Origin of the sequence: Microbispora sp. NBRC 16548, from assembly GCF_030268985.1 — a bacterium.
In the GTDB taxonomy this organism is placed as follows: Bacteria; Actinomycetota; Actinomycetes; order Streptosporangiales; family Streptosporangiaceae; genus Microbispora; species Microbispora catharanthi.
The window spans coordinates 282,555-303,580 of sequence record NZ_BSSF01000001.1 but is presented as its reverse complement, the minus strand read 5'-3'; the positions used below and the strand labels follow the sequence as shown (position 1 = coordinate 303,580).

Annotated in this window: 21 protein-coding genes; 11 read left to right on the top strand and 10 right to left on the bottom strand. The window is 72.2% G+C overall.

All coding sequences use genetic code 11. From position 1 onward, the window contains the following. Positions 1 to 86 precede the first annotated feature (86 nt). Together QSK36_RS01405 and QSK36_RS01400 are read left to right on the top strand one after the other, a co-directional pair. A complete protein-coding gene (locus tag QSK36_RS01405) occupies positions 87 to 485 on the top strand; it encodes a YciI family protein (RefSeq protein WP_183536056.1) in 399 nt (132 codons plus the stop codon). Continuing rightward, positions 482 to 1,747, top strand: coding sequence for an RNA polymerase sigma factor (locus tag QSK36_RS01400; protein WP_285781048.1), 1,266 nt, complete (start codon positions 482 to 484; stop codon positions 1,745 to 1,747). The genes QSK36_RS01405 and QSK36_RS01400 overlap by 4 nt, the downstream gene beginning before the upstream one ends. A 62-nt stretch (positions 1,748 to 1,809) precedes the next feature. On the opposite strand, the gene QSK36_RS01395 is transcribed toward QSK36_RS01400, so the two are convergent. Then, positions 1,810 to 2,268 carry a MarR family winged helix-turn-helix transcriptional regulator gene (locus QSK36_RS01395; protein WP_183536052.1) on the bottom strand — a complete coding sequence of 153 codons (459 nt, stop codon included), beginning with the start codon at positions 2,266 to 2,268 and terminating at the stop codon, positions 1,810 to 1,812. A gap of 79 nt (positions 2,269 to 2,347) precedes the next feature. On the opposite strand from QSK36_RS01395, the gene QSK36_RS01390 reads away from it, so the two are divergent. The 4 genes from QSK36_RS01390 (at position 2,348) to QSK36_RS01375 (ending at position 5,647) form a co-directional block, all read left to right on the top strand. Further along, complete coding sequence (locus QSK36_RS01390; RefSeq protein ID WP_285781047.1) at positions 2,348 to 3,166, top strand: alpha/beta fold hydrolase; 819 nt, start codon at positions 2,348 to 2,350, stop codon at positions 3,164 to 3,166. Positions 3,167 to 3,307: 141 nt separating this feature from the next. After that, entirely contained in the window at positions 3,308 to 3,448 is a 141-nt protein-coding gene (locus QSK36_RS01385) for a hypothetical protein (protein WP_285781046.1), read from the top strand. Positions 3,449 to 3,608: 160 nt separating this feature from the next. After that, positions 3,609 to 4,646 (top strand): NAD-dependent epimerase/dehydratase family protein, encoded by a 1,038-nt coding sequence (locus QSK36_RS01380; RefSeq protein WP_285781045.1) that lies wholly within the window; start codon positions 3,609 to 3,611, stop codon positions 4,644 to 4,646. A gap of 17 nt (positions 4,647 to 4,663) precedes the next feature. Then, on the top strand, positions 4,664 to 5,647 hold the full coding sequence (locus QSK36_RS01375; RefSeq protein ID WP_285781044.1) for an aldo/keto reductase: 984 nt from the start codon (positions 4,664 to 4,666) through the stop codon (positions 5,645 to 5,647). Between the two features lie 125 nt (positions 5,648 to 5,772). Here the strand turns inward: QSK36_RS01375 and QSK36_RS01370 are convergent, their stop codons facing one another. Both QSK36_RS01370 and QSK36_RS01365 read right to left on the bottom strand, forming a co-directional pair. After that, positions 5,773 to 6,420, bottom strand: a complete 648-nt coding sequence (locus QSK36_RS01370; RefSeq protein ID WP_285781043.1) for a response regulator — start codon at positions 6,418 to 6,420, stop codon at positions 5,773 to 5,775. Beyond that, the gene (locus QSK36_RS01365; protein WP_502883278.1) at positions 6,395 to 7,495 is read right to left on the bottom strand and encodes a sensor histidine kinase; all 1,101 of its coding nucleotides are present in this window, start codon (positions 7,493 to 7,495) and stop codon (positions 6,395 to 6,397) included. The genes QSK36_RS01370 and QSK36_RS01365 overlap by 26 nt, the downstream gene beginning before the upstream one ends. 241 nt (positions 7,496 to 7,736) lie before the next feature. Here QSK36_RS01365 and QSK36_RS01360 point away from each other — a divergent pair, with 241 nt between their 5' ends. Further along, positions 7,737 to 8,492 (top strand): ABC transporter ATP-binding protein, encoded by a 756-nt coding sequence (locus QSK36_RS01360; protein WP_285781041.1) that lies wholly within the window; start codon positions 7,737 to 7,739, stop codon positions 8,490 to 8,492. Positions 8,493 to 8,583: 91 nt separating this feature from the next. Further along, positions 8,584 to 9,336, top strand: coding sequence for an ABC transporter permease (locus QSK36_RS01355; RefSeq protein WP_285781040.1), 753 nt, complete (start codon positions 8,584 to 8,586; stop codon positions 9,334 to 9,336). Here the strand turns inward: QSK36_RS01355 and QSK36_RS01350 are convergent. The 5 genes from QSK36_RS01350 to QSK36_RS01330 form a co-directional block, all read right to left on the bottom strand. Beyond that, positions 9,333 to 10,535 carry an RNA-guided endonuclease InsQ/TnpB family protein gene (locus QSK36_RS01350; protein ID WP_285781039.1) on the bottom strand — a complete coding sequence of 401 codons (1,203 nt, stop codon included), beginning with the start codon at positions 10,533 to 10,535 and terminating at the stop codon, positions 9,333 to 9,335. The two genes, QSK36_RS01355 and QSK36_RS01350, sit on opposite strands and share 4 nt — an antisense overlap. Positions 10,536 to 10,721: 186 nt before the next feature. Then, positions 10,722 to 11,816: a winged helix DNA-binding domain-containing protein gene (locus QSK36_RS01345; protein ID WP_285781038.1), complete on the bottom strand. Its 1,095-nt coding sequence runs from the start codon at positions 11,814 to 11,816 to the stop codon at positions 10,722 to 10,724. A 428-nt stretch (positions 11,817 to 12,244) separates the two neighbouring features. Beyond that, positions 12,245 to 12,856 carry an FMN-binding negative transcriptional regulator gene (locus QSK36_RS01340; protein ID WP_285781037.1) on the bottom strand — a complete coding sequence of 204 codons (612 nt, stop codon included), beginning with the start codon at positions 12,854 to 12,856 and terminating at the stop codon, positions 12,245 to 12,247. Positions 12,857 to 12,986: 130 nt separating this feature from the next. Beyond that, a complete protein-coding gene (locus QSK36_RS01335; RefSeq protein WP_183536030.1) occupies positions 12,987 to 13,625 on the bottom strand; it encodes a response regulator in 639 nt (212 codons plus the stop codon). After that, a complete protein-coding gene (locus tag QSK36_RS01330) occupies positions 13,622 to 15,598 on the bottom strand; it encodes a GAF domain-containing sensor histidine kinase (RefSeq protein WP_285781036.1) in 1,977 nt (658 codons plus the stop codon). The genes QSK36_RS01335 and QSK36_RS01330 overlap by 4 nt, the downstream gene beginning before the upstream one ends. 144 nt (positions 15,599 to 15,742) lie before the next feature. On the opposite strand from QSK36_RS01330, the gene QSK36_RS01325 reads away from it, so the two are divergent. Then, the gene (locus tag QSK36_RS01325) at positions 15,743 to 16,174 is read left to right on the top strand and encodes a hypothetical protein (RefSeq protein ID WP_285781035.1); all 432 of its coding nucleotides are present in this window, start codon (positions 15,743 to 15,745) and stop codon (positions 16,172 to 16,174) included. 10 nt (positions 16,175 to 16,184) lie between these two features. Here QSK36_RS01325 and QSK36_RS01320 read toward each other — a convergent pair whose 3' ends face one another. Then, positions 16,185 to 16,913, bottom strand: coding sequence for an SAM-dependent methyltransferase (locus QSK36_RS01320; protein WP_183536023.1), 729 nt, complete (start codon positions 16,911 to 16,913; stop codon positions 16,185 to 16,187). A 165-nt stretch (positions 16,914 to 17,078) separates the two neighbouring features. On the opposite strand from QSK36_RS01320, the gene QSK36_RS01315 reads away from it, so the two are divergent. Next, on the top strand, positions 17,079 to 17,642 hold the full coding sequence (locus tag QSK36_RS01315; protein WP_285781034.1) for a hypothetical protein: 564 nt from the start codon (positions 17,079 to 17,081) through the stop codon (positions 17,640 to 17,642). A gap of 41 nt (positions 17,643 to 17,683) precedes the next feature. Here the strand turns inward: QSK36_RS01315 and QSK36_RS01310 are convergent, their stop codons facing one another. Further along, positions 17,684 to 18,907 (bottom strand): putative hexosyltransferase, encoded by a 1,224-nt coding sequence (locus QSK36_RS01310; RefSeq protein WP_285781033.1) that lies wholly within the window; start codon positions 18,905 to 18,907, stop codon positions 17,684 to 17,686. A 553-nt stretch (positions 18,908 to 19,460) separates the two neighbouring features. Between QSK36_RS01310 and QSK36_RS01305 the strand changes: the two genes are divergently transcribed. Further along, on the top strand, positions 19,461 to 21,026 hold the full coding sequence (locus QSK36_RS01305; protein WP_285781032.1) for a Re/Si-specific NAD(P)(+) transhydrogenase subunit alpha: 1,566 nt from the start codon (positions 19,461 to 19,463) through the stop codon (positions 21,024 to 21,026).

The window sequence follows — 21,026 nt, the reverse complement described above, 5'->3', positions numbered from 1 at the left end:
TCCGGCAGGATGTCGAGAATCGGGGAGCCGGCTTCTACCCAGGGGTGAGCGCGCCCACGAGGGGCGGGCGGCAGGAGGAGCGCGACATGAAGTACATGCTGCTGATGCAGTTCGGCCCGCTGAGCGGCATCTCCTCGATGGACACCTGGTCGCCGGAGGACATCAAGGCGCACATCGAGTTCATGCACGACGTGAACCGCGGGCTCGTCGAGGCCGGCGAGTTCGTGGACGCCCAGGGGCTGGCGATGCCCGACCAGGCGCGGATCGTGCGGGCCGGCGAGGGCGGCGTCCCCGTCGTCACCGACGGCCCGTTCCCCGAGACGAAGGAGTTCCTGGTCGGTTACTGGATCATCGACTGCGAGGGGCCCGAGCGTGCGTACGAGCTGGCGGGCCACATCTCGGCGGCGCCCGGCCTGAACGGCGAGCCGCTCAACATGCCCATCGAGGTGCGTCAGGTGATGGCGGCTCCGCCTCAGGAACTGTGAACGCTCCGCACCCGCACGCCGACGACCTGCTGCGCCCGCTGGCGCCGCAGGTCGTCGGCGTGCTCACCCGCAGGTTCGGCGACTTCGACGCGGCCGAGGACGCGGTCCAGGAGGCGCTGCTCGACGCCCTCGCCCAGTGGCCCGCCGAGGGCGTGCCGGACAACCCGAAGGGCTGGCTGGTCCAGGTCGCCCACCGGCGGATGATCGAGCAGGTGCGGGGCGAGCAGGCACGCCGCCGCCGCGAGGAACTGGTGGCCGCGCGGGCTCCCGCCGACCATTGGACCTCCCCGGCAGCCGACCTGGCGCACGAGGCGGACGGGGACGACACGCTCGTCATGCTGTTCCTGAGCTGTCACCCCGCGCTGACGCCGGCGTCCGCCATCGCCCTGACGCTGCGCGCCGTCGGCGGGCTGACCACGGCCGAGATCGGCAGAGCCTTCATGGTGCCCGAGGCGACGATGGCGCAGCGGATCAGCCGGGCGAAGCAGCGCATCAGGGCGTCGGGGGTGCCGTTCCGCATGCCGGAGCCGGAGGAGCGCTCCGCGCGGCTCGCCGCCGTGCTACACGTGCTCTACCTCATCTTCAACGAGGGGTACGCCGCCAGCGGCGGCCTCGGCCTGCACCGCGTCGAGTTGTCCCGCGAGGCGATCCGGCTGGCCAGGACGCTGCACCGCCTGCTGCACGGTTTCCCGCACGGTGACTGTGAGGCGGCCGGGCTGCTCGCGCTGATGCTGCTGACCGACGCCCGGCGGCCCGCCAGGACCGGTCCGGGCGGCGTCCCCGTCCCGCTGGCGGAGCAGGACCGCGGCCTGTGGGACCGCGAGGCGATCGCCGAGGGCACGGCGCTGCTCACGGCCGCCCTGCACCGGGGCGCCGCCGGGCCTTACCAGATCCAGGCGGCGATCGCCGCGGTGCACGACGAGGCGGCGACCGCCGAGGAGACCGACTGGCCGCAGATCCTCGCGTTGTACGGCCTGCTGGAGCGCATGTCGCCCAACCCGATGGTCTCCCTCAACCGCGCCGTCGCCGCCGCCATGGTGCACGGCCCCGCCGCCGGGCTGGCCCTGCTCGAACCGCTGGCCGGCGGCCCGCTGACGGGGCACCACCGCCTGCACGCGGCACGCGCGCACCTGCTGGAGATGGCCGGCGACCTCACGGCGGCCGTCGAGGACTACCGCGCGGCGGCGAGCCTCACGGCCAGCCTGCCCGAGCGCGGCTACCTGACCGCCCGCGCCGCCCGTCTCGGCGTGAAGTCCCGCTGACCCGCCGTCTCAGCACGCGGATCGCGGCGGTGTGCCGGTGCCCGCACCCGTGGAGGATGGCGTCAGGGACGGCGGGGATCCGATCCCGGCGCGAGGCGGCGGGCGAGGAACTCGAGCGCGGCGACGACCTCGGCGACCTGCGCCGGGTCGTCGGTGCCCAGGGCCGCCGCGAGGGGCCCCTCGACACCGGCCGCCCGCACGGCCTCCACGCGCGCGGACTGCCCGGCCTGCCTGATCACGACCCGGCGGCGGTCGGCCGGATCGGGGGCCGTCACGACCGCCCCGGCCTCCTTCAGCCGGGCGACGGCTCCCGACACCGCGCTCTGCGGCAACCCCGTGCGGGCCGCGATCTCCCCGACCGAGGTCTCCGGATGGGCGCGCAGGTCGGCGACGACCACCAGCACGGTCCGGACACTGGCGGCCTGCGTCGTTCTCGACGGCTTGACGTCCCCGACCGGCATGGCCTCTTCGCCGATCTTCATAAGAGTCCTGCCGAGCAGGAAGAGATCTACTCCGTTCACCGCTCCACAATACATCAGACTTGATGCATCAAACTTGATGAGTTATCGTCCTGATCACCTGATCCGAGAGGACGACCTCATGAACGGCATGCTCCGCACGAACGGCGCCACCATCTACTACGAGGTGCACGGCACCGGGCCCGCGCTCCTCATCTCGCAGAGCGGGGAAGGCGACGCGGACCGCACCACCGACCTGGTCCGTCACCTCGCCGGCGACCACACCGTCATCACCTACGACCGGCGCGGCCTGTCCCGCAGCGCCCTTGACGACTCCGGCGGCGGCGCGACCATGGCCGACCATGTCGACGACGTCCACCGCCTGCTCGCCGCCGTGACCGACCGGCCGGCGCACATGCTCGGATGCAGCTTCGGCGCGGCCATCGGGCTGCACCTGGCCGTCGAGCATCCGGAACAGCTCCACACCCTGATCGCGCACGAGCCGGTCGCCCCCGGTCTCCTGCCCGCCTCCGAACGTGCCCATCACGTGCGGGAGCTGGAGGAGTTGCAGCACCTCTACCGTGAGCGCGGCCTCGCCGACGCGTTCGTCAAGATCGCCGAAACGCTCGGCATCGACCCCGTCGCCCAGGACACCGAGCCCGGACTTACCCCGCACCCGTTGAACGACCGGCGGCGGGCCGGCTTCGACTTCTTCATCCGCAACGACTTCACCGCGATCGCCCGCGACACGCTGGACGTCGCCGCGCTCGGGGACACCCCGGTCCGCGTCGTCCCGGCCGTCGGCCGCACCACGCCCCGGCACGTCTTCGACTACCGGTGCGCGCAGGAGCTCGCCGTACTCCTCGGCGTCGAGGCGCAGGAGTTTCCCGGCGGGCACAACGGCAGCACGACCCACCCCCGGGGGTACGCCGCGCGCATCCGCGATCTCGTGGCCGACTGAACGACGAAACACGCTCGCGAACGCTCGTTCTCCTTCATCGAACGCAGCAGCTGCGACCCGACCGGCCCGATTGTCGGCGGCGGCCGTATGGGGCCCCACCCCAGGCCCGAGTGCGGGGCCTGGGAACGGATCAACGCATCCATGAGCGTGGAGGGCGGCGAGGTCGTCGGCCCGTACCGCGTGCGCAACATCGGCACGTGGGGCCGGGGTCCGCACGGCCGGTCTCCAGATGGTGGCGAGACGGCTCTAGACGGCGCCACCGGCAGGTGGGCCGGCGCCTGAGGTGTCCAGTGGCGGGCGCTCTTGACGTGAAACGACGCCACGCCCTAGGTTGCTGCCGAAACCGACAATTTTCACAAACCTCCCGAAAATTTCGGGTCGGCCGATACCCGCCGGACCGGGTGCGGCACGGCCCGTCGCCGCCACATGATTCGGAGTCCGTGTGAAGGTCCTCTACATCGGCGGCACCGGAACGATCAGCTCGGCCTGCGTGGCCGAGTCGGTGCGCCGGGGCCTTGACGTCCACGTGCTCAACCGGGGCCACACCGCCCGGCGCCGTCCCCTGCCCGAGGGGGTCACGACGCTCACCGCCGACGTGCGGGACCGCGACGCGCTGCGCCGGGCCCTGGCCGGGAGTGCCTACGACTGCGTCGTCGACTTCCTCGGCTACACGGCCGAGGACGCCGCCGCGGCGGTGGACCTGCTGGACGGCCACACCGCCCAGTACGTCTACATCAGCAGCGCCTCCGTCTACCACAAGCCGGTGCGCCGGGCGCCGTTCACCGAGTCGACCGCCCGGCGCAACCCCTACCTCGCGTACGCACGAGACAAGATCGCGGCCGAGGACGTCCTGCGCCGCGCCTACGAGGAGCGCGACTTCCCCGTCACGATCGTGCGCCCCTCGCACACCTACGACGACGCGCACCCGCCTCTGCCCGGCGACTGGACGGCGTGGGACCGGGTCGCACGCGGCGACGAGATCGTGGTGCCCGGCGACGGCACCAGCCTGTGGACCCTGACGCACGCGGACGACTTCGCCGTCGGCCTCGTCGGCCTGATCGGCACCTGGCAGGCGCTCGGCGAGGACTTCCACATCACCTCCGACGAGGCGCTGACCTGGAACGAGATCTACGAGGTCGTCGGGCGGGCGGCCGCGGCACCGGCCCGGCTCCTCCACCTGCCCGCGGAGTTCCTGCCGCTCGTCGCGCCGGACTGGTTCTGGTCCGACCTGATCGTCGGCGATCTCCAGCACACCGCCGTGTTCGACACCACGAAGATCAGGCGATTCGTCCCGTCGTTCCGGCCGGTCGTCACCTGGCCGGAAGGGGCCAGGCGGCTGCACGCCTGGCGGTCCGCCCATCCGGAGGAGACCCGGCCCGACGCCGCGACCGATGCGGTGCTGGCCCGGCTGGCCGAAGGACACCGGCTCGCCTCGGCGGCCGTGGCCCGGCCGGCACCCGGTGCGGGCGACGGCCTGTGACGGAAGGACGCCCCCTGATGCCCCTCGATCCCCCCGACGACCTGCCGGTCCCGGACCCGGCGCTGCGCCGGCCGTTCGGGCGCACCGGCCTGGCGGTGACACCGATCTGCGTCGGGACCAGTCCCCTGGCGAGCATGCCGGGCCTGTACGGGTACGAGGTCGGCGAGCAGCGCGCGCGGGCCACGGTGGAAGCCGTCTTCGACGGGCCGTTCAACTTCCTCGACACCTCGAACAACTACGGCGGCGGCAGCGCGGAACGGCGCATCGGCGCCGTGGTCCGCCACCGTGGCGGCGTCCCCGCCGGGTTCGTCCTGGCCACCAAGGTCGACGCGGACCCGCACACCGGTGACTTCTCCGGCGAGCGCGTGCGCCGTTCGGCCGAGGAGAGCCTGGAGCGGCTCGGCGTCGGCCACGTGCCGCTGCTGTACCTGCACGACCCCGAATTCCACATCACGTTCGAGGAGGCCATGGGCCCGGGCGGGGCGGTGGAGGCGCTGGTGGCGCTGCGCGACGCCGGCGTCGCCGGGCATCTCGGCATCGCGGGCGGCCCGGTCGGCCTGTTGCGCAGATTCGTCGCGACCGGCGTGTTCGACGCCGTGATCAGCCACAACCGCTGGACGCTGGTGAACCGCGAGGCCGGCCCGCTGCTCGACGAGGCTCGCGATCGCGGCGTCGCCTTCGTCAACGGCGCGCCGTACGGTGGCGGGATGCTGGTCAAGGGACCCGACGCCCAGCCCCGCTACGCCTACCGGGACACCGGCGAGTCCGTCCGGGACGCGGTCCGCGCCATGCGACGGGTCTGCGACGCGCACGGCGTGCTGCTCGCCGCCGCCGCGCTGCAGTTCTCGCTGCGCGACCCCAGGGTGGCGTCCACCATTGTCGGCGTCTCGGAACCCGAGCGGATCGAGGAGACGCTGCGCCTCGCCACCACCGCGATCCCGCCGGGTCTGTGGGACGAGCTCGACCTGCACCTGCCCTCCCCCGCCGTCTCGCTGGACTGATCGCCTGCTCGGCTTCCCGGTTGTCGTCCCCGCGACGGCCGCGCACTCGGCCGCCACCCGACGCCGGTGCCGTCGCGGGCCATCGCAGCCGGACCGGCGGGCGCGGACGCGGTCAAGTAGTGCGCTCACAGGAGACCGGCGTCGCGCACCTTCATCGCCACCTGGACGCGGTTGTCGGTGCCGAGCTTGGCGAAGATCCTGGTGATGTTCGCCTTCACGGTGGCGACGCTCATGTAGAGACGTTCGGCGATCTCGGCGTTCGACCTGCCCTGCGCCACCTCGACCGCGACCTCGAGTTCGCGCTCGGTGAGCCTGCCCAGCTCCTCCCGCGCCCGGGGAAGGGCCGGTCCGGACCCGCCGGTCGCCGCGGCGATCACCTGCCGGGCGACGCTCGGCGACAGCACGGGCTCGCCCTTCGCCACGGCACGGACCGCCTCGATCATCCGAGGCGGCGGGGTGTCCTTCAGCAGGAAGCCGTCGGCGCCGAGGCGGAGGGCCCGCAGCACCATGTCGTCGGCGTCGAACGTGGTGAGCACGAGGATCCGCGGCGGGCCGGACCGCGCCCGCAGCAGTTCGGTTGTGGTCAGCCCGTCCTGGTTGGGCATCCGGATGTCCAGCAGCACCACGTCGGGGCGCAGGTCGCGGATCACGTCCATGGCGCGCAACCCGTCTTCGGCCTCGCCGACGATGTCGAAGTCGGGTTCGCCGCCGAGGATGAGACGCAGCCCGGTCCGCACCATAGCGTCGTCATCGACTATCACCAACCGGGTCACGATCCGCAGCCTCCCATGGCAATCGGACATCAAGGATGAATCGCCCGCCCTGGATCGTATGGCTCAGGGTGCCGCCGCCCATCCTCGTCCGCTCCGCCAGGCCCACCAGGCCCAGCCTGCCGCCCGGGCCGGGGGCCCAGCCGGAGCGCGTGGGATTCGTCACCCGGATCCGCAGGCCCTCCCCCGGCCGTCCGCCGAGTTCGGCGGTGACCCTGGCGCCCGGCGCGTGCTTGCGCGCGTTGGTCAACGCCTCCTGCACGATCCGGTAGGCGTGCCGGCCCGTCTGCGCGGGCAGCGACTCCCGGCCGTCGATGCTGTCGTCCACCTCGACCTGCTGGCCGGCGGCGCGGACCTCGCCGAACAACGCGTCCAGATGGGTCAGGTTGGGCTGCGGCGCCTCCACGGCGCCGTCGTCGCGGAGCGTGCGCAGCACCGTGCGCAACTCGTTGAGCGACTGGTGCGCGTTCTCCTGGATGGCGAGCGCGGCCTCGCGCGTCTGCTCCGGGCCGAGGTCAGTCCGGTAGGCCAGGCCGCCGGCCAGCATCGCCAGCAGGGAGATCCGGTGCGCGAGCACGTCGTGCATCTCCTGGGCGATCTTGACCCGTTCCGCCAGCCGCGCCTGGTCGATCCGCTGCCGCTGCTCCCGCTCGGCGGCCCGCGCCCGCTCGCGCAGGGACAGCTCCAGGTCGCGGCGTCCGCGCAGGTAGAGGCCGAAGACGGTCAGCCCGCCGAGAATCGTCAGCCCCGACGCCGAGGAGACGACCGTGGCCTGGTCTATGCCGCCCCAAGCCCCGCTGACCAGCAGGCACGCCACGGACACGACCGCGACCGGGACCGTCCGGCTCCATCGGCGATGGGTCACCAGGGACACGTACGCGACCTGCGCGGGACCGGTCGCCGTGGCCGAGAACGTGGTCAGCAGGGCGGTCGCCAGGGCGATCTGCCACGGCCGGCGGCGCCGCCACCGCATCAGGACCAGGCCGATCAGGCCGAGCGTCGCGTCGATCAGCGCCTGCGGGAGACGGCCGCCGTCGTGCAGGACCAGCCAGGCGAGCACCGTGCCGTGGAAGAGCATCGGCACCACTGCGCACAGGTAACGCAGCGCGACACCCTGCCTGTCCAGGGGTGGCTGGTAGTCCGGTCGGCCGTGCACAGCCCCACAGCTTAGGGACCACGCCGAACAGGTTTTAGCGACCTGGGTCGACCTGTGGACAACCGTGGGTATCGCCCGCGGCCGAGCGGCCGGGCCCCGCGTCGAGACGCGGCGGACTCCGGTCCGATGCGGCGGCGTCCGCCCTCGCGGTGGACTGGGCAGCGTGATCGAGTTCAGACACGTCAGCAAGATCTATGGGAAGGTGAAGGCGCTCGACGACGTGACCTTCACCGTCGGGGCCGGGAGCGTCACCGGCTTCCTCGGGCCCAACGGCGCCGGGAAGTCGACGGCCCTGCGCATCCTGGTGGGGCTCGCCCGCCCCTCCTCCGGTTCGGCGACCGTGCTCGGCCTGCCGTACGCCGAGATGGCCTGCCCGGGCCTGCGGGTCGGCACCCTCCTCGACGCCGGGGCCCAGCATCCCGGCCGCACCTGCAGGGAGGTCCTGACGCTCGGCGCGATGACGCTCGGACTGCCGCGCACCCGGGTCGGCGAGGTGCTCGACCTGGTGGGGCTGACCGAGCGGGAGAGCCGGCGGACGATCGGCGGCTACTCACTCGGAATGCGCCAGCGGCTCGGCATCGCGCACGCCCTGCTCGGCTCTCCCGAGGTTCTCGTCCTCGACGAGCCCGCCAACGGCCTGGATCCCCAGGGCATCCACTGGATGCGCCGGCTGCTGCGCGACCTCGCCGAGGCCGGGTGCGCCGTGCTGCTCAGTTCGCACCTGCTGCACGAGGTGGAACAGGTGGCGGACCACATCGTGATGATCGGCCGGGGACGTGTGCTCGCCCAGGGCACGGCCGACGAACTCGGCCGGGGCCGTGGCCTCGAAGAGACCTTCCTTGAACTGACCGCGCACACGGACCGGAGCCCGGGCGCCACCGCGTCCCAGGGAACCGGCGCCGGCCGGGGCAGCGCATGACCCGCGCCGGCCACCACCTGAACGACATCGCGGGGGACGCGCCCGACCCCGTTACGAAGGACCACCGGGCCCCGTCACGAAGGACGACACGATGAACGCCGACGCGCCGATCCCGTTCCGCAGGCTGCTCGCGGTCGAAGCCCGCAAGCTCGTCGACACCCGAAGCGGCAAGATCATCTCATTGATCACGGTCGGGCTGGTGGTCGCGTCCGTCGTCGCGCGCGGCGCCGTCGTCGGGCCGAAGCTGCAGACCCTGGTGGGCACGGCGGGGATCGCCCTCGGCACCCTGCTCCCGGCGCTCGGCATCCTCACGGTGACCGGCGAGTGGGCGCATCGCACGGCGCTGACCACCTTCGTGCTCGAACCGCGCCGCCATCGCGTCCTCGCCGCCAAATGCCTGCCACCCCTGCTCGCGGCGGCGGCGCTCTCGCTGTTCGCCATGGTGGTCGCGGTGCCGGCCACGGCCGTCGTGTCCGAGGTCCGGAACATGGCCGCCGTCTGGGAGGTCCAGCCGCTAGGGCTGCTCGGCTGGGCCGGGGGGAACGTCCTCGTGGCCGCGGCGGGCCTCGCCCTCGGCGCGCTGCTTCTCAACGCGCCCGCCGCGATCGTGATCAACTTCTCGACTCCGGTCCTGTGGGCCGTCGTCGGCAGGCTCGGCTCGGTCGGCGCGACCCTCGCCGAATGGCTCGACCTCAACACCACCGCCACTCCGCTGATGAGCGGCGACATGACCTGGAGCGGGGGAGCCCGCCTCGCGACGTCGGTCGTCTTCTGGATCGTCATCCCCATGGCCGTCGGCCTGGTCCGCGTGCTCCGCAAGGAGTTGACTTCCTCCCGGCCCTAAGGGACCGGGCTTCCCGCCCTCGCGGGCTGGGCTTCCTGCTTCACCGCCGACCGCCGAAGGGAGGACCCTTGCGGACTCACGTCAGCTCCACAGGCAGACACCGCTCGACCAGCGGCCAGGATGTTCTTGGCGGCGTTGACGTCCCGGTCGTGCCGGGTGCCGCAGCCCGGGCACGTCCAATGCCGGGTGGACAAGGACAGCGTCGCGAGCAGGTGCCCGCACGCGCTGCACGTCTTCGAACTGGGAAACCAGCGGTCAATGACGACCAGGCGCCGCCCGGCACGCGCGGTTTTGTACCCCAGTTGGCGGCGGAACTCCCCCCACCCGCAGTCGGAGATCACCCGCGCCAGGGACCGGTTGCGGACCATGCCCGTGACGTTGAGATCTTCGATCACGATCAGGTCGTGGTCGCGGACCAGCCGGGTGGAGGTGCGGTGCAGGAAGTCGGCGCGGGCGTCCCGCACCTTGGTGTGGGCGCGGGCGACCCTCGCCTTCGCCTTGGCCCGGTTGCTGCTGCCCCGCTGTTTGCGGGTCATCCTGCGCTGGTAGCGGGCCAGATTGCGGGCTTTGCGCTCCAGGTGGCGCGGGTTGGGGATCTTCTCACCGGTGGACAGAACGGCGAAATCGCTAACGCCGAGGTCGACCCCTACGTCAACATCGGTGACGGGCAGCGGCTCGGGTCCGGTTTCGGCCTCCACCGCCAGGGAGACGTACCAGCGGCCGTCGCTGTCGCGGGAGACGGTCACCGTGGCCGGATTGATCGTGGCAGGGTCGACCTCGGGCCAGGACCACACGAACGCGATCGGTTCGTCCATCTTCGCGAGGAACAGCCGCCCGTCGCGCCAGCGGAACGCCGAGCGGGTGTAGGTGGCCGACTGGCGGCCGTGACGGGATTTATATCGCGGGTATCTGGCGCGTCCGGCGAAGAAGTTCGCGAACGCTGTGTGCTGGTGCCGCAGCGCTTGTTGCAAGGGGACGCTGGAGACCTCGTACAGGAAGTCGTGGCCGCCGTCGCGTTTCAGCTCGGTCAGATACCGGTCGGTCTGCGCATAGGAGGTCCTCACGCCCTCAGCGCGGTAGCGGGCCTGCCGCCACGCCAGGACCGTATTCCAGACCAGGCGTACGCAGCCGAACGTGCGATTCAGCACCGCTGCTTGTTCGGCAGTGGGGTAGACCCGCACCTTGTAAGCCGTACGCATGTTCGCACTTTACAAGCGCTTTGCCTGACCGTCAGCGAAAGGAGCAAATCAAGGGCGCTTGGCGCTCTGGGCTGTCCCGGCTCCGCCGGGCCAATCCTTACGGGGTCTGGATTCCTCCCGGCCCTGAAGGACCGGGCTTCCTCCGGAGGATCCAGTGACCTGACCGGCCGCAGCCCCAACGGTGGGTTACAGCCGGTCGAGGAGCATGGCGATTCGGTCGGTCTCCTCGGCCAGGAGGTGCTCCGGCACCGGTTCGAAGAGCTCCACGACCGGACGCCCCTCCTTGGCCTCCCACACACCCGCCACCCGGCCCCGATGGATCACCACGGGCGAGATCCACCCCGCCGCCCGGCTCACCTTGGGCCGTACGGCCTTCGGCAGGAGCGGCTCCAGGTCACGCGGCGCGCCCAGGATGAACTGGTCGAAGCCGGGCAGCAGATGCACGTCCTCCGACGGCGGGCAGGCCAGCAGGTCGTCGAGAAGCTCCGCCGGCAGCACGGCGGGCATGCCCTCCACCTCGACCTGCGCGAGTTCACCCTCCAGCTCCCCGAACCAGCCGCGCAGGACGGCCTTCGGCGTGACGCCGCGAAACAGCCAGGCGTCGAACATCCGGGGGGTGGCCGGGCCGTGGGCGCCGAGGAACGCCCGGAGCACGCGCACTCCCCCTTCCTCCGGCGAGAGCACCTCCCCCAGGCCGCCCGGAAGCCAGTCGGCCGGCGTGGTGAAGGTGACCCTGCGGTCACGCGGCGGGCCGTAGCACAGCTCGCCCAGGAAGCTGAGCGGCTTGAGCAGCGCGCCCCACCCGGACGTGAGGGCCTCCCTCAGGTGGGCGTCCCCGGTCACCTCGATGACCGCCTCGACCAGCTCCTCGCGCGTCAGCACCCGACCGGACAACGCGCGCGGAACGGCGTCCACGACGGCCTCGATCTCCCGGGCGGACACCCCGTGACCGCGCTGCCAGGAGGCTCTCTCCCAGAATCGGAGCGCCCCGAGGGCGGCGCGGTAGGCGGGGAACTCGTCGGCGGGGAGGAGATGGAGCGTGCTGCGCATCGTCCAGGTCTTGACCAGCGTGCGGTCGCGCCACAGGGCGTCCTCGATCTCTCCCGGGCGCGGGCTCGCATGCCGCACGGCCACGGCCAGCGCCGCCGACGAGGCGACCTGCGCCTGCACACCGCACAGCCGCCGGGCGATCGCCACCGCGTCGCCGCCGCCCGCGGGCCCGACGAACTGCCGTCTCAGCCTCCAGGCGAGCACCTGCGCCCAGGTCGTCTCAGCAACCACGCCACACTTCTACACCTCGGGTACGACAAGTCGCGCGTCCCCGGTGATTCGTCGTCAGCAGGGTGGAGCGCCCGGAGACGCCCAAGCGCAATACGGCGAGCCAGGGGGCCCCGCACCGCCGAATCGGCGTAACGCCTGCCCCGACGCAGGCGACTGATCAGCGCTTGAGGGCTCGATACCGTTTGAGCAGAGCGGTGATCTTCTCGTGGTTCGCGCCGCCGTTCGGTTCGTCCAGCAGTTCGTCGGGGACAGCTCGTAGAGATCTCCCCACCATCGGCGGGCTTTGTTGTCCCAGATCCGGTAGCCGCCCGGCACCCCTCTTGCCACATACCGCCTCCTAGTCACTGCGCGACTCCGCCCGCCCCGCCCGCAGGGCGAGTTCGATCCGCCGCCGGGTGACATCGACGCGCAAGCGGTTCCTCCGGGTGTCAGCCGAGCCGGCGCAGGAGGTGCTCGCGGGCCGCACGGTCGCCGGGGCCGCCCCGCTCCGCGAGGCGTTCCGCGACGTACCGGCGGTGGGCCTCGTCCGCGTTCCCGCCGTACTTGAACTTGCCGTTGACCTTCTGAACGGCCAGCCGGAGACCGCGGATGCCCGGCAGGCGCCGGTGATGCTCGGCGGGGTCGGCGAGGCCGTGGTCCAGGCGGGCGAGCTGGGCACGCAGGATGCCGAGCTTCCCGTCCGGGTCGTCGACGATCTCCGCGTGACAGACCAGCTGGACGGCCGAGTAGTACGTCGTGGGGACGCCGAGCCGGGGATCCTCGTCGGCGCCGGGCAGCGCCTTCCACGCCCCCTCGACGTACGCCCAGTCGCCGGCCACGGCCATGACCACGGCGGGGTTCTCCTCGATCGCCGACCAGACGGGGTTCGGCCGGGCGAGGTGCAGCAGGATCGTGGACGCGTCGGCGAGGAGGAACTGTGTCGGCACGACCACCGGCACGTCGCGGTCGCGTCCGGACGCGATGAGGTGACCGAACTCGTTCGCGCGGACGAAGGCCAGCGCCTCCTCGTCGGCGGCGGAGTCCCAGGGATGGATCAGCACCTCCTCACTGTACGCACTCGCCGCGGTGACATACCGCGGCGGTTCCCGGTGCTCTTCACCACTGAACGTCCATGACAATTCGCAGCCGCTCCGGCTGAAGCACCGGTATGACCTGGTGTTCTCCGGACCCCTATCGCCCGCCGAGGCCGGCGTCCCTGGCCCGCGCCACCGCCGCGGCACGATCGGAGACGCCGAGCTTGGCGAAGATGTTCGACACGTGGTTGCGTACGGTCTTCTCGCTCAGATACAGGCGCCGTGCGATGGCGTGATTGGTGAGACCGGCGGCGACGAGGTCCAACACCTCCAGTTCGCGTTCCGTCAGCTCGGGCACCGGCCGGGGCCGTACGGCCGACGCGGTGAGAGCGGCCAGCACCCGGCTTCCGGTCGCCGCGCCGAACACGACCTGTCCCGAGGCCACCGCCTCCAGCGAGCGCACGATGTCGGCGGGCGTCGCCTCTTTGAGCAGGTAGCCGCGGGCGCCGGCCCGTACGGCGGCGAGGATCGACGCGTCGTCGGACAGCATGGTCAGGGCCAGCACGGCCACGCCGGGATGCCGGGCCGTGATGCGGGACGTCGCCTCGATCCCGCTCATGCCCGGCAGATGCAGATCCATCAGGATGACGTCGGGAGCGACCTGGTCCACCAGCTCGACGGCCGCCTCGCCGGTGCTCGCCACCCCCGCGACCTCCACCTCGGGCAGATCGCGGAAGAGCGCGACCAGCCCTTCGGCGAACACCGGGTGGTCCTCCACCACCATGACGCGGATCATCGGACCGCCAGCGGGAGCCGTACGACCAGGTGCGTGCCCGCCCCGGCCTGGTCGAGCAGTTCGAAGGTGCCGTTGAGCTCCTCGGACCGGCGCCGCATGGAGGCGAGGCCGAACCCGTGGCGGGCGGGAGCCCCCACCCCGACGCCGTCGTCGTCGACCCGCAGCTCCAGAACGCCCGGCGCGTCGCTCGCCCGCAGGCTGACCGTGCATCGGGACGCCATGGCGTGCCGTACGGCGTTCGTCATGGCCTCGGCCGCGATCCGGTAGGCGGCCAGCTCGACCGGCGGCGGAAGGGCGGGCAGGTCGGGCGGGGCCTCCACCTCGACCGCGAGGTCACCCGCGAAGCCCCTGCCGAGCTCGGCCAGCGCGCCCGTGAGCCCCAGCGTGTCCAGGGGCGGCGGGCGCAGGTCGTTGACGATCGCACGGACGTTCTCGACCGTGCCGCGGATGCGGCCGGACAGCTCGTCCATCACCCGTTTGGCTCCCTCGGGGTCGGTGTCGACCAGGCGCCTGCCCCGGTCCACCTGCAGCGCGAGGGCCGCCAGCGTGGGGCCGAGCCCGTCGTGGAGTTCGTAGAGCAGCCGGTCGCGCTCCTCCTGCCGGGCCGCCAGCAGCCGCCCGTGCGAACGCTCGAGATCGGCCCCGAGGCGGTGCGCCCGCACGGCCACCGCGACGTGCGGCGCGAGCTGCGCCAGCAGGGCACGGTCCTTGGGGCGCAGCCGCTCCCCCAGCACCAGCGTGCCGACCCGCTCGCCCTGGTAGAGGAGCGGAACGCTCTCACTTGTGTCGGCGCCGCTCGGGCGTCCCCAGGAGGCCACGACCGCACCCGGCTCCTCGACGGCCACGTAGTGGATGCGCAGGACCCGCCCGACCTCCGCGGCCATCCGCTCCAGGAGGTCACCCGGGGCACCCGCGTCCGAGAGCCGCACACCGAGGCGACGCAGCGCGCGCGCCGGGTCGTCGCGATCGCCGTACACGAGGCGGTTCGCGGCGGCGGACACCCGCAGATAGAGAGGGTGCACCGCGAGCGCCACGATCAGCGCGGACGCGCCGGAGCCGATCGCGTTCCCGAGCGTGGCCGCGACCAGGGCGTACGCGGCCAGCAGTGCGACGCTGACGGCACCGAACGCGAGCGCGCGCGACAGCAGGAGATCGAGGTCCCAGAGGCGGTGCGCGACGACGGCCACCGACACCGCCACCGGCAGCGGGACGGCGGCGAGCGCCACGATGACCGGCCCCCACGGCACGAACAGGGCGACGCCGAGCAGGCCCACCGTCAGCAGCGCGGCGGCCAGCACCCATTGGAGCCGCCGTCGCACCTCATCGTCCGCCGACCGGTAACGGCCGACGAGCGAGCCGACCGCGGCGAGCACCGCGCCGACCGTGCACACCGTGCCCGCGGTCCTGAGGGCGTCCGGAACCCCGGTGAGTCCGGCCAGCACGCCGGCGTACCCCTTGGGGAAGAGCCCGGGGACCTGCTCGTAGGTCACCGGGCGGAGCATCCAGTCGAGCGTGTTCACCCCGATGCCGGCGTACGCCGCAGCCGACGCGGGCCACCAGCGGCGCGAAGGGAGGCGGCCGTCCGGGAAGATCAGCAAGAAGATCGTCGGAACCAGGAGGTAGGCGGGGATCCACACCCAGTTGGACACCCACATCGCCCACTCGTCCCCCGGCAGGCCGGTGCCGTCGTTGATGCCGAGCAGGCCGTACGCGCCGAGGGCGAGCCCGAGCCCCTGGGCCGTCCCCACGACCACCATCACCCAGCCGACCCGGCTCCCCGGCCGCTGCGCCACCACGAAGAGGCCGGGCACGCCGAACGACAGCGCCGCGACCGCGCGGAAGGCGTCGAACCGTTCGACGATCCCCGTCACGCCCAGCTGCCGCAGCCTGGGCTCGACGACCAGCGTCCCGAGGACCAGGACGAGCAGTGCGCCCGCCGCCACGGCGGCGCGCCGGGCCGATCTGTCCGTCATGAGGGGGATGTTGCCATCCGCGTGTCCCGTCGTCACGGGACGAGATGTCCCGTCCCGCTCAGGACCGGCGGCTCATGCCGGCCGGACGTCCCCCGCCGGACCCTCGAATCCGTAACCATTCACCGCGTTCTTCGAGGAGAGGACATGTCCGCACCCACCGCCACACCCACTGCCACACCCGCCGCCCGCCCGCTCTCGTCCGCGCTTGTCGCCGGCGTGGGCCTGCTGCTCGCCATGGACGTCGCCGGCGCGATCATCTCCCTGTCCGCGGGCCTCAGCCCGACCCTGCTCGACGCCCTCGGGCCGCAGGCGCGGCTGTCGGCGCCGATTCCGATGATGATCGCGCAGGTCCTGCTGGTCGTCGGCGCGACCCGGCGTCGCCGCGGCGTCGCCGTTCCCGCCTCGGCCCTCCTGGTCGTCGCCGGGGTGCTCGCCTTCCTGTCCGGCTTCTACGACGGCGGCTACGCCGCCGACCTCACGGCGGGCCAGCGGGTCTTCCAGATCGCCCTCGTCACGGCCCATCTCGGAGTCGGCGTCCTCGCGGGGTTCCGCCTGGTAGGGCTGCTGCGCCGCTGACCGCGGGGGGTCACATGCGGCGGAGGAGCAGGGTGACGAAACCGAGTGCACCCCGGTAGCCGCCGAGCCACATGTCGCGATGCTCCCTCATCACGGCGAGGGCCTGCTCACCGTCGGGGCCGGGGTGGTCCGCGGCCCAACGCGCCAGCGTGCCGGTCCACGACCACTCGTACTCGTCCCATTCCGCCAGATCGCTCACGTGGGCGTAGACGGTCAGCCAGCCCTTGGACTCGGCGGCCTCCACCGTGCCCGCGAGATCCGGATATTCGCCGATCGCTTCCGCGACCTCGGGAGCGGGAGGGCGTTCCCAGTACCCCTCCCCCACGAGTGCGAGGCCGCCGGGCCGTACGAACCGGGCGAGAGCCTCCATCGTCTCCGTCAGCCCGCCGAAGGCGTGCGTCGAGCCCACGCACAATCCCAGGTCGTACGGCTGGGCGGCGGTGAAGGCGTCGGCCGGCGACGTGTGCAGCGTCAGCCGGTCGGCCAGCCCTCGCCTGACGGCCGCCTCGTTCGCGGCCGCCACGGCGTGCGGCGAGATGTCCACGCCGTCGGCGCGGGCGGACGGGACGAGTTCGAGCGCCCGGAGCGACCACTCGCCCTCGCCGCATCCCAGGTCGAGGATGCGTGCTCCCTCCGGCAGCGCGGCGCGGCGCAGCAGCCGATCGAGGTTGGCGGCCGAGACGGGCGCGGCGATGGGGTGATCACGATGGGCGATGGCGCTGAGCAGTTGTCGATCCACCTCGCCATCCTGCCGAGCTGGATCAAGCGCCCGCATCTGCATTTATCGGGCGACGAGGATCTCGCTAACGATCCGATCTCTCCCTCCAGCGAGGGGTAACCCAACCGGAGACGCCGTCCGTCCCAACTCCGTCAAGGTTTCGAACACCCCCCGGAGTTCCCGACGATGGCGTACCAGCAAGGTCCTCCCGGTCAGCCCCCGTACGGCCCGCCCCCTGGGTACGGCTACCCGCATCAGCCGGGCTACCCGCCGCAGCCGCCCCCGAAGAAGTCCAACGTGGGTCTGATCCTGGCCGTCATCGGCGTGCTTCTCCTGCTGCTCCTCGGTGGGTGCTTCGCGGTGGTGGTGGTCGCGGCGAACAAGGGGGCGGAGGAGGTCAACAAGGCCATCTCCCAGCTCACCCCGTTCCCCAGCTTCCCGGTGGACGCGGACGGGCCCAAGCACGAGGTCGTGTTCGAGGCCGAGGGGGACGGCGGGGCCGATTCGGCGAGCAACATCACCTACACCTCGGGCTTCGACCTGAAGCAGGAGGCCGGCGTTTCCCTGCCCTTCACCAAGTCCCGGCAATTGGCGGAAGGCACTCCGATAGTCAGCCTGTGGGTGCAGAACGCCGCCGACCAGGGCACGGTGACGTGCCGGATAAAGGTGGACGGGAAGACCGTACGGCAGGCGAAATCCACCGGCCCTTACGGAGTGTGCCGCGTCCAGGTGAACTCCCTAGGCGAGTGAGTCGGCCGGCCCCACGCGGGCGGGACGCGGCGGGCGGCGGTTCAGCCGGTCCAGGAGCTGTTGAGGAAGGACATCATCATCGGCACCATGAGCGGCCCGATCACCGCGGCATAGAGGATGATCACCGACCGGTGGCGGGCGCCCGCCCGGCCGATGAGCACCCACAGCGGCCACCACAGCAACGCCGACCGGGGGATCGACATGTAGAACGTGGAGGTGACCAGCGCGCCCACCTGCAGCCCGACGTAGACGAACTCCGCCCAGCGGCGGGTGACGAGCAGCCAGACGAGCAGCAGCACCCCCACGATCGCCGCCGCGATCTCGAGACGGAACATCGGCGCGAACCCGCCGTCCCCGCCGGTCGAGTCCCACGTCGTGCGGAACGCCTCCCAGGGCCAGACCGGTTTCCGCCCCCATCCGGTCTGCTGCGCGTTGTTCCAGGCCAGCCAGTCACCCGTACGGGAGTACTGGTAGGCGGCGTACGCGAGGATCGGCGCGAACGGCAGCGCCAGCCAGGCCCCCCGCCACCAGCCCGCCCAGCCGTCCCTCCGGATGCGGCTCACGACGAACTCGACGATCAGCGCGACGGCCAGGAACAGTCCGGTGATCCGTACGCAGGACGCTCCGGCGGCCAGGGCGCAGGCCAGCGGCCAGGTGCGGCGGCGGGCCGCCAGCCATGCGGGCAGCGCGAAGGCGAGGAAGAGCGCCTCAGTGTAGCCGGCGAACAGGAAGACGGCGGGGGGACACAGCAGCAGCGCCAGGACGGCCCAGCGCCCCGCCCCGGCGGGCCCCTCGAAGTCGGCGAGCCGGGCCAGCGTCACCACGGCCACCGCGCCGGCCACGAACGAGATGATCAGCCCGGCCAGCGTCCAGTCGTCCACCACCAGGTGGACCAGCCGCAGCGCCAGCGGCAGGCCGGGGAAGAACGCCGGCAGCCCCGGATCGGGCTCCAGCTTCGGGTCGCCGTCGTAGCCGAACTCCGCGATCTTCCGGAACAGGTCGACGTCCCAGAACTTCCACCGCTCCAGCAGCGGGGCGTGGTTCTGACCGGAGACGATCAGGATTCCGTAGACCGCCACGAGGAGCATGCCCGCCCTGGTGCCCACCCACAGCAGCAGGGCGTCCCGGACGGTGGCGCTGCGCCGCAGCGGTTCTGCGGCGCCCCCGCCGGCGGGGAGGCCCGAGTGCCCGGCGGCCTCCGTGTCCGGCCCGGTTCGCTCCCCGCGCTCGGGGTCGTGCTCAGCTTCCTGGACGAAAGCCGTCACGTGCCGTCTCCTCTCGCACCTGCCGGTCCTCGCCGCGCGGTGTCCTACCGCTTCAAAGCACGGTGTCCTTCCCGCCTCGAAGCGGGGTCCATCCCCCGGACCACTGCTGCTCCCCTGGGCCGTACGCGGCGAGCGGCGGCCGCGCCCATGATCGGCAATGATGTCAACCACCCGAGGTCCCGCGCCAGGGCGACTCAGGCGCCGTCTGCGGGAGCCGCCGATGACCTCGGGTTTCCGGCGAAACGAGCCGGGGCGGCCGGCGCCTCGGATGAAAGTTGCAGCGCCCGGGGAACTGAGCGCCCGGTGAGCTGGGTAATCCGAGGACTCATGCCGTGTGGACAACCACCGGCAGGTACACCTTGATCCGCACGCAGGGAAGTCGGGACAATCTCCCCGATATTCGCATCAAATCGCATCCATCCCTTTCACCGCCGCCCGTACGGCGACGCGTGGCATGCCGCCGTTCCAACCACCGCGACCCACGAGTGAGCGGAGGACGGCGGCGACCGCAGGGTCGGCCAACCCGACGACCCGCCCGACAGAAAGGATCGTGATGAGTCACTCAGCGCAACGCCTGGGCGTGGTCGCCGAATCGGCGCCGGGCGAGACACGCGTGGCGGCCACCCCGGCCACCGTCGCGCAGTTGGTCTCGCTCGGCTACGAGGTGATCGTCGAATCGGGCGCCGGAAGACGGTCGGGCTTCACGGACGACGCGTACGCCGGGACCGGGGCGCGGATCGCCGGCCGTGAGGAGACCTGGGACGCCGACGTCGTGCTGAAGGTGAACGCGCCGTCGGCGGACGAGAGCGCGGCGTTGCGCGAGGGAGCCACGCTCGTCTCCCTGATCGGCCCGGCGGCGAACGCCGATCTGGTGGACGCGCTCGCGCGACGGCCGATCACCGTGCTCGCGATGGATGCCGTGCCGCGCGTCTCCCGTGCGCAGTCGCTCGACGTGCTGAGCTCGATGGCGAACATCGCCGGTTATCGCGCCGTCATCGAGGCGGCGCACGCGTTCGGGCGGCTCTTCACCGGTCAGGTGACCGCGGCGGGGAAGGTCCCCCCGGCCAAGGTCCTGGTGGCGGGCGCGGGCGTGGCGGGGCTGGCGGCCATCGCCACGGCGACCAGCCTGGGCGCGATCGTACGCGCGACCGACCCCCGTCCCGAGGTCGCCGAGCAGGTGCGCTCGCTGGGCGCGGAGTTCCTCGACGTCGGGGTCGCCCAGGAGACGAGCACGGACGGGTACGCCCGGGAGACCTCGCGGGACTACGACCGCCGCGCCGCCGAGATGTACGCCGAGCAGGCCGCCGACGTGGACATCGTCATCACCACCGCCCTGATCCCCGGACGTCCCGCCCCCCGGCTGCTCACGGCCGAGCACGTGGCGCGCATGCGCCCGGGCAGCGTCGTCGTCGACATGGCCGCCGCGCAGGGCGGGAACGTCGAGGGCACCCGTCCCGGGGAGGCGGTCGTGACCGAGAACGGCGTGACCATCATCGGCTACACCGACCTCGCGGGGCGGCTGCCGGCGCAGGCCTCGCAGCTCTACGGCACCAACGTCGTCAACCTGATGAAGCTGCTCACCCCCGGCAAGGACGGCCGGCTCGTGCTGGACTTCGACGACGTCGTGCAGCGCGCGATGACCGTCGTCCGCGACGGCGAGAAGACCTGGCCGCCGCCGCCCGTGCCGGTGAGCGCGGCCCCCGCCGCCCCCGCCGCACCGGCCGCCCCGGTGCGGGGAACGGCGGCTGCTCCCGCCGGGAGACCGCCGTCGCCGCCTGGACGGCGACGCCATCTTGTCACCGCCGCCGTCGCCGCCGCGCTGTTCCTCCTGACCGCCTTCTCGCCGAACACGCTGATCGAGCACGTCACCGTCTTCGTCCTGTCGATCGTGATCGGCTACTACGTCATCGGCAACGTCCACCACGCGCTGCACACGCCGCTGATGTCGATCACCAACGCCATCTCCGGGATCATCGTGGTCGGCGCGCTGCTCCAGATCGGCCAGGGCGACACGGTCGTCGCCGTCCTGTCGTTCGTCGCCATCCTGCTGGCGAGCATCAACATCGTCGGCGGCTTCGCCGTGACCCGGCGCATGCTCGGCATGTTCACGAGGAGCTGA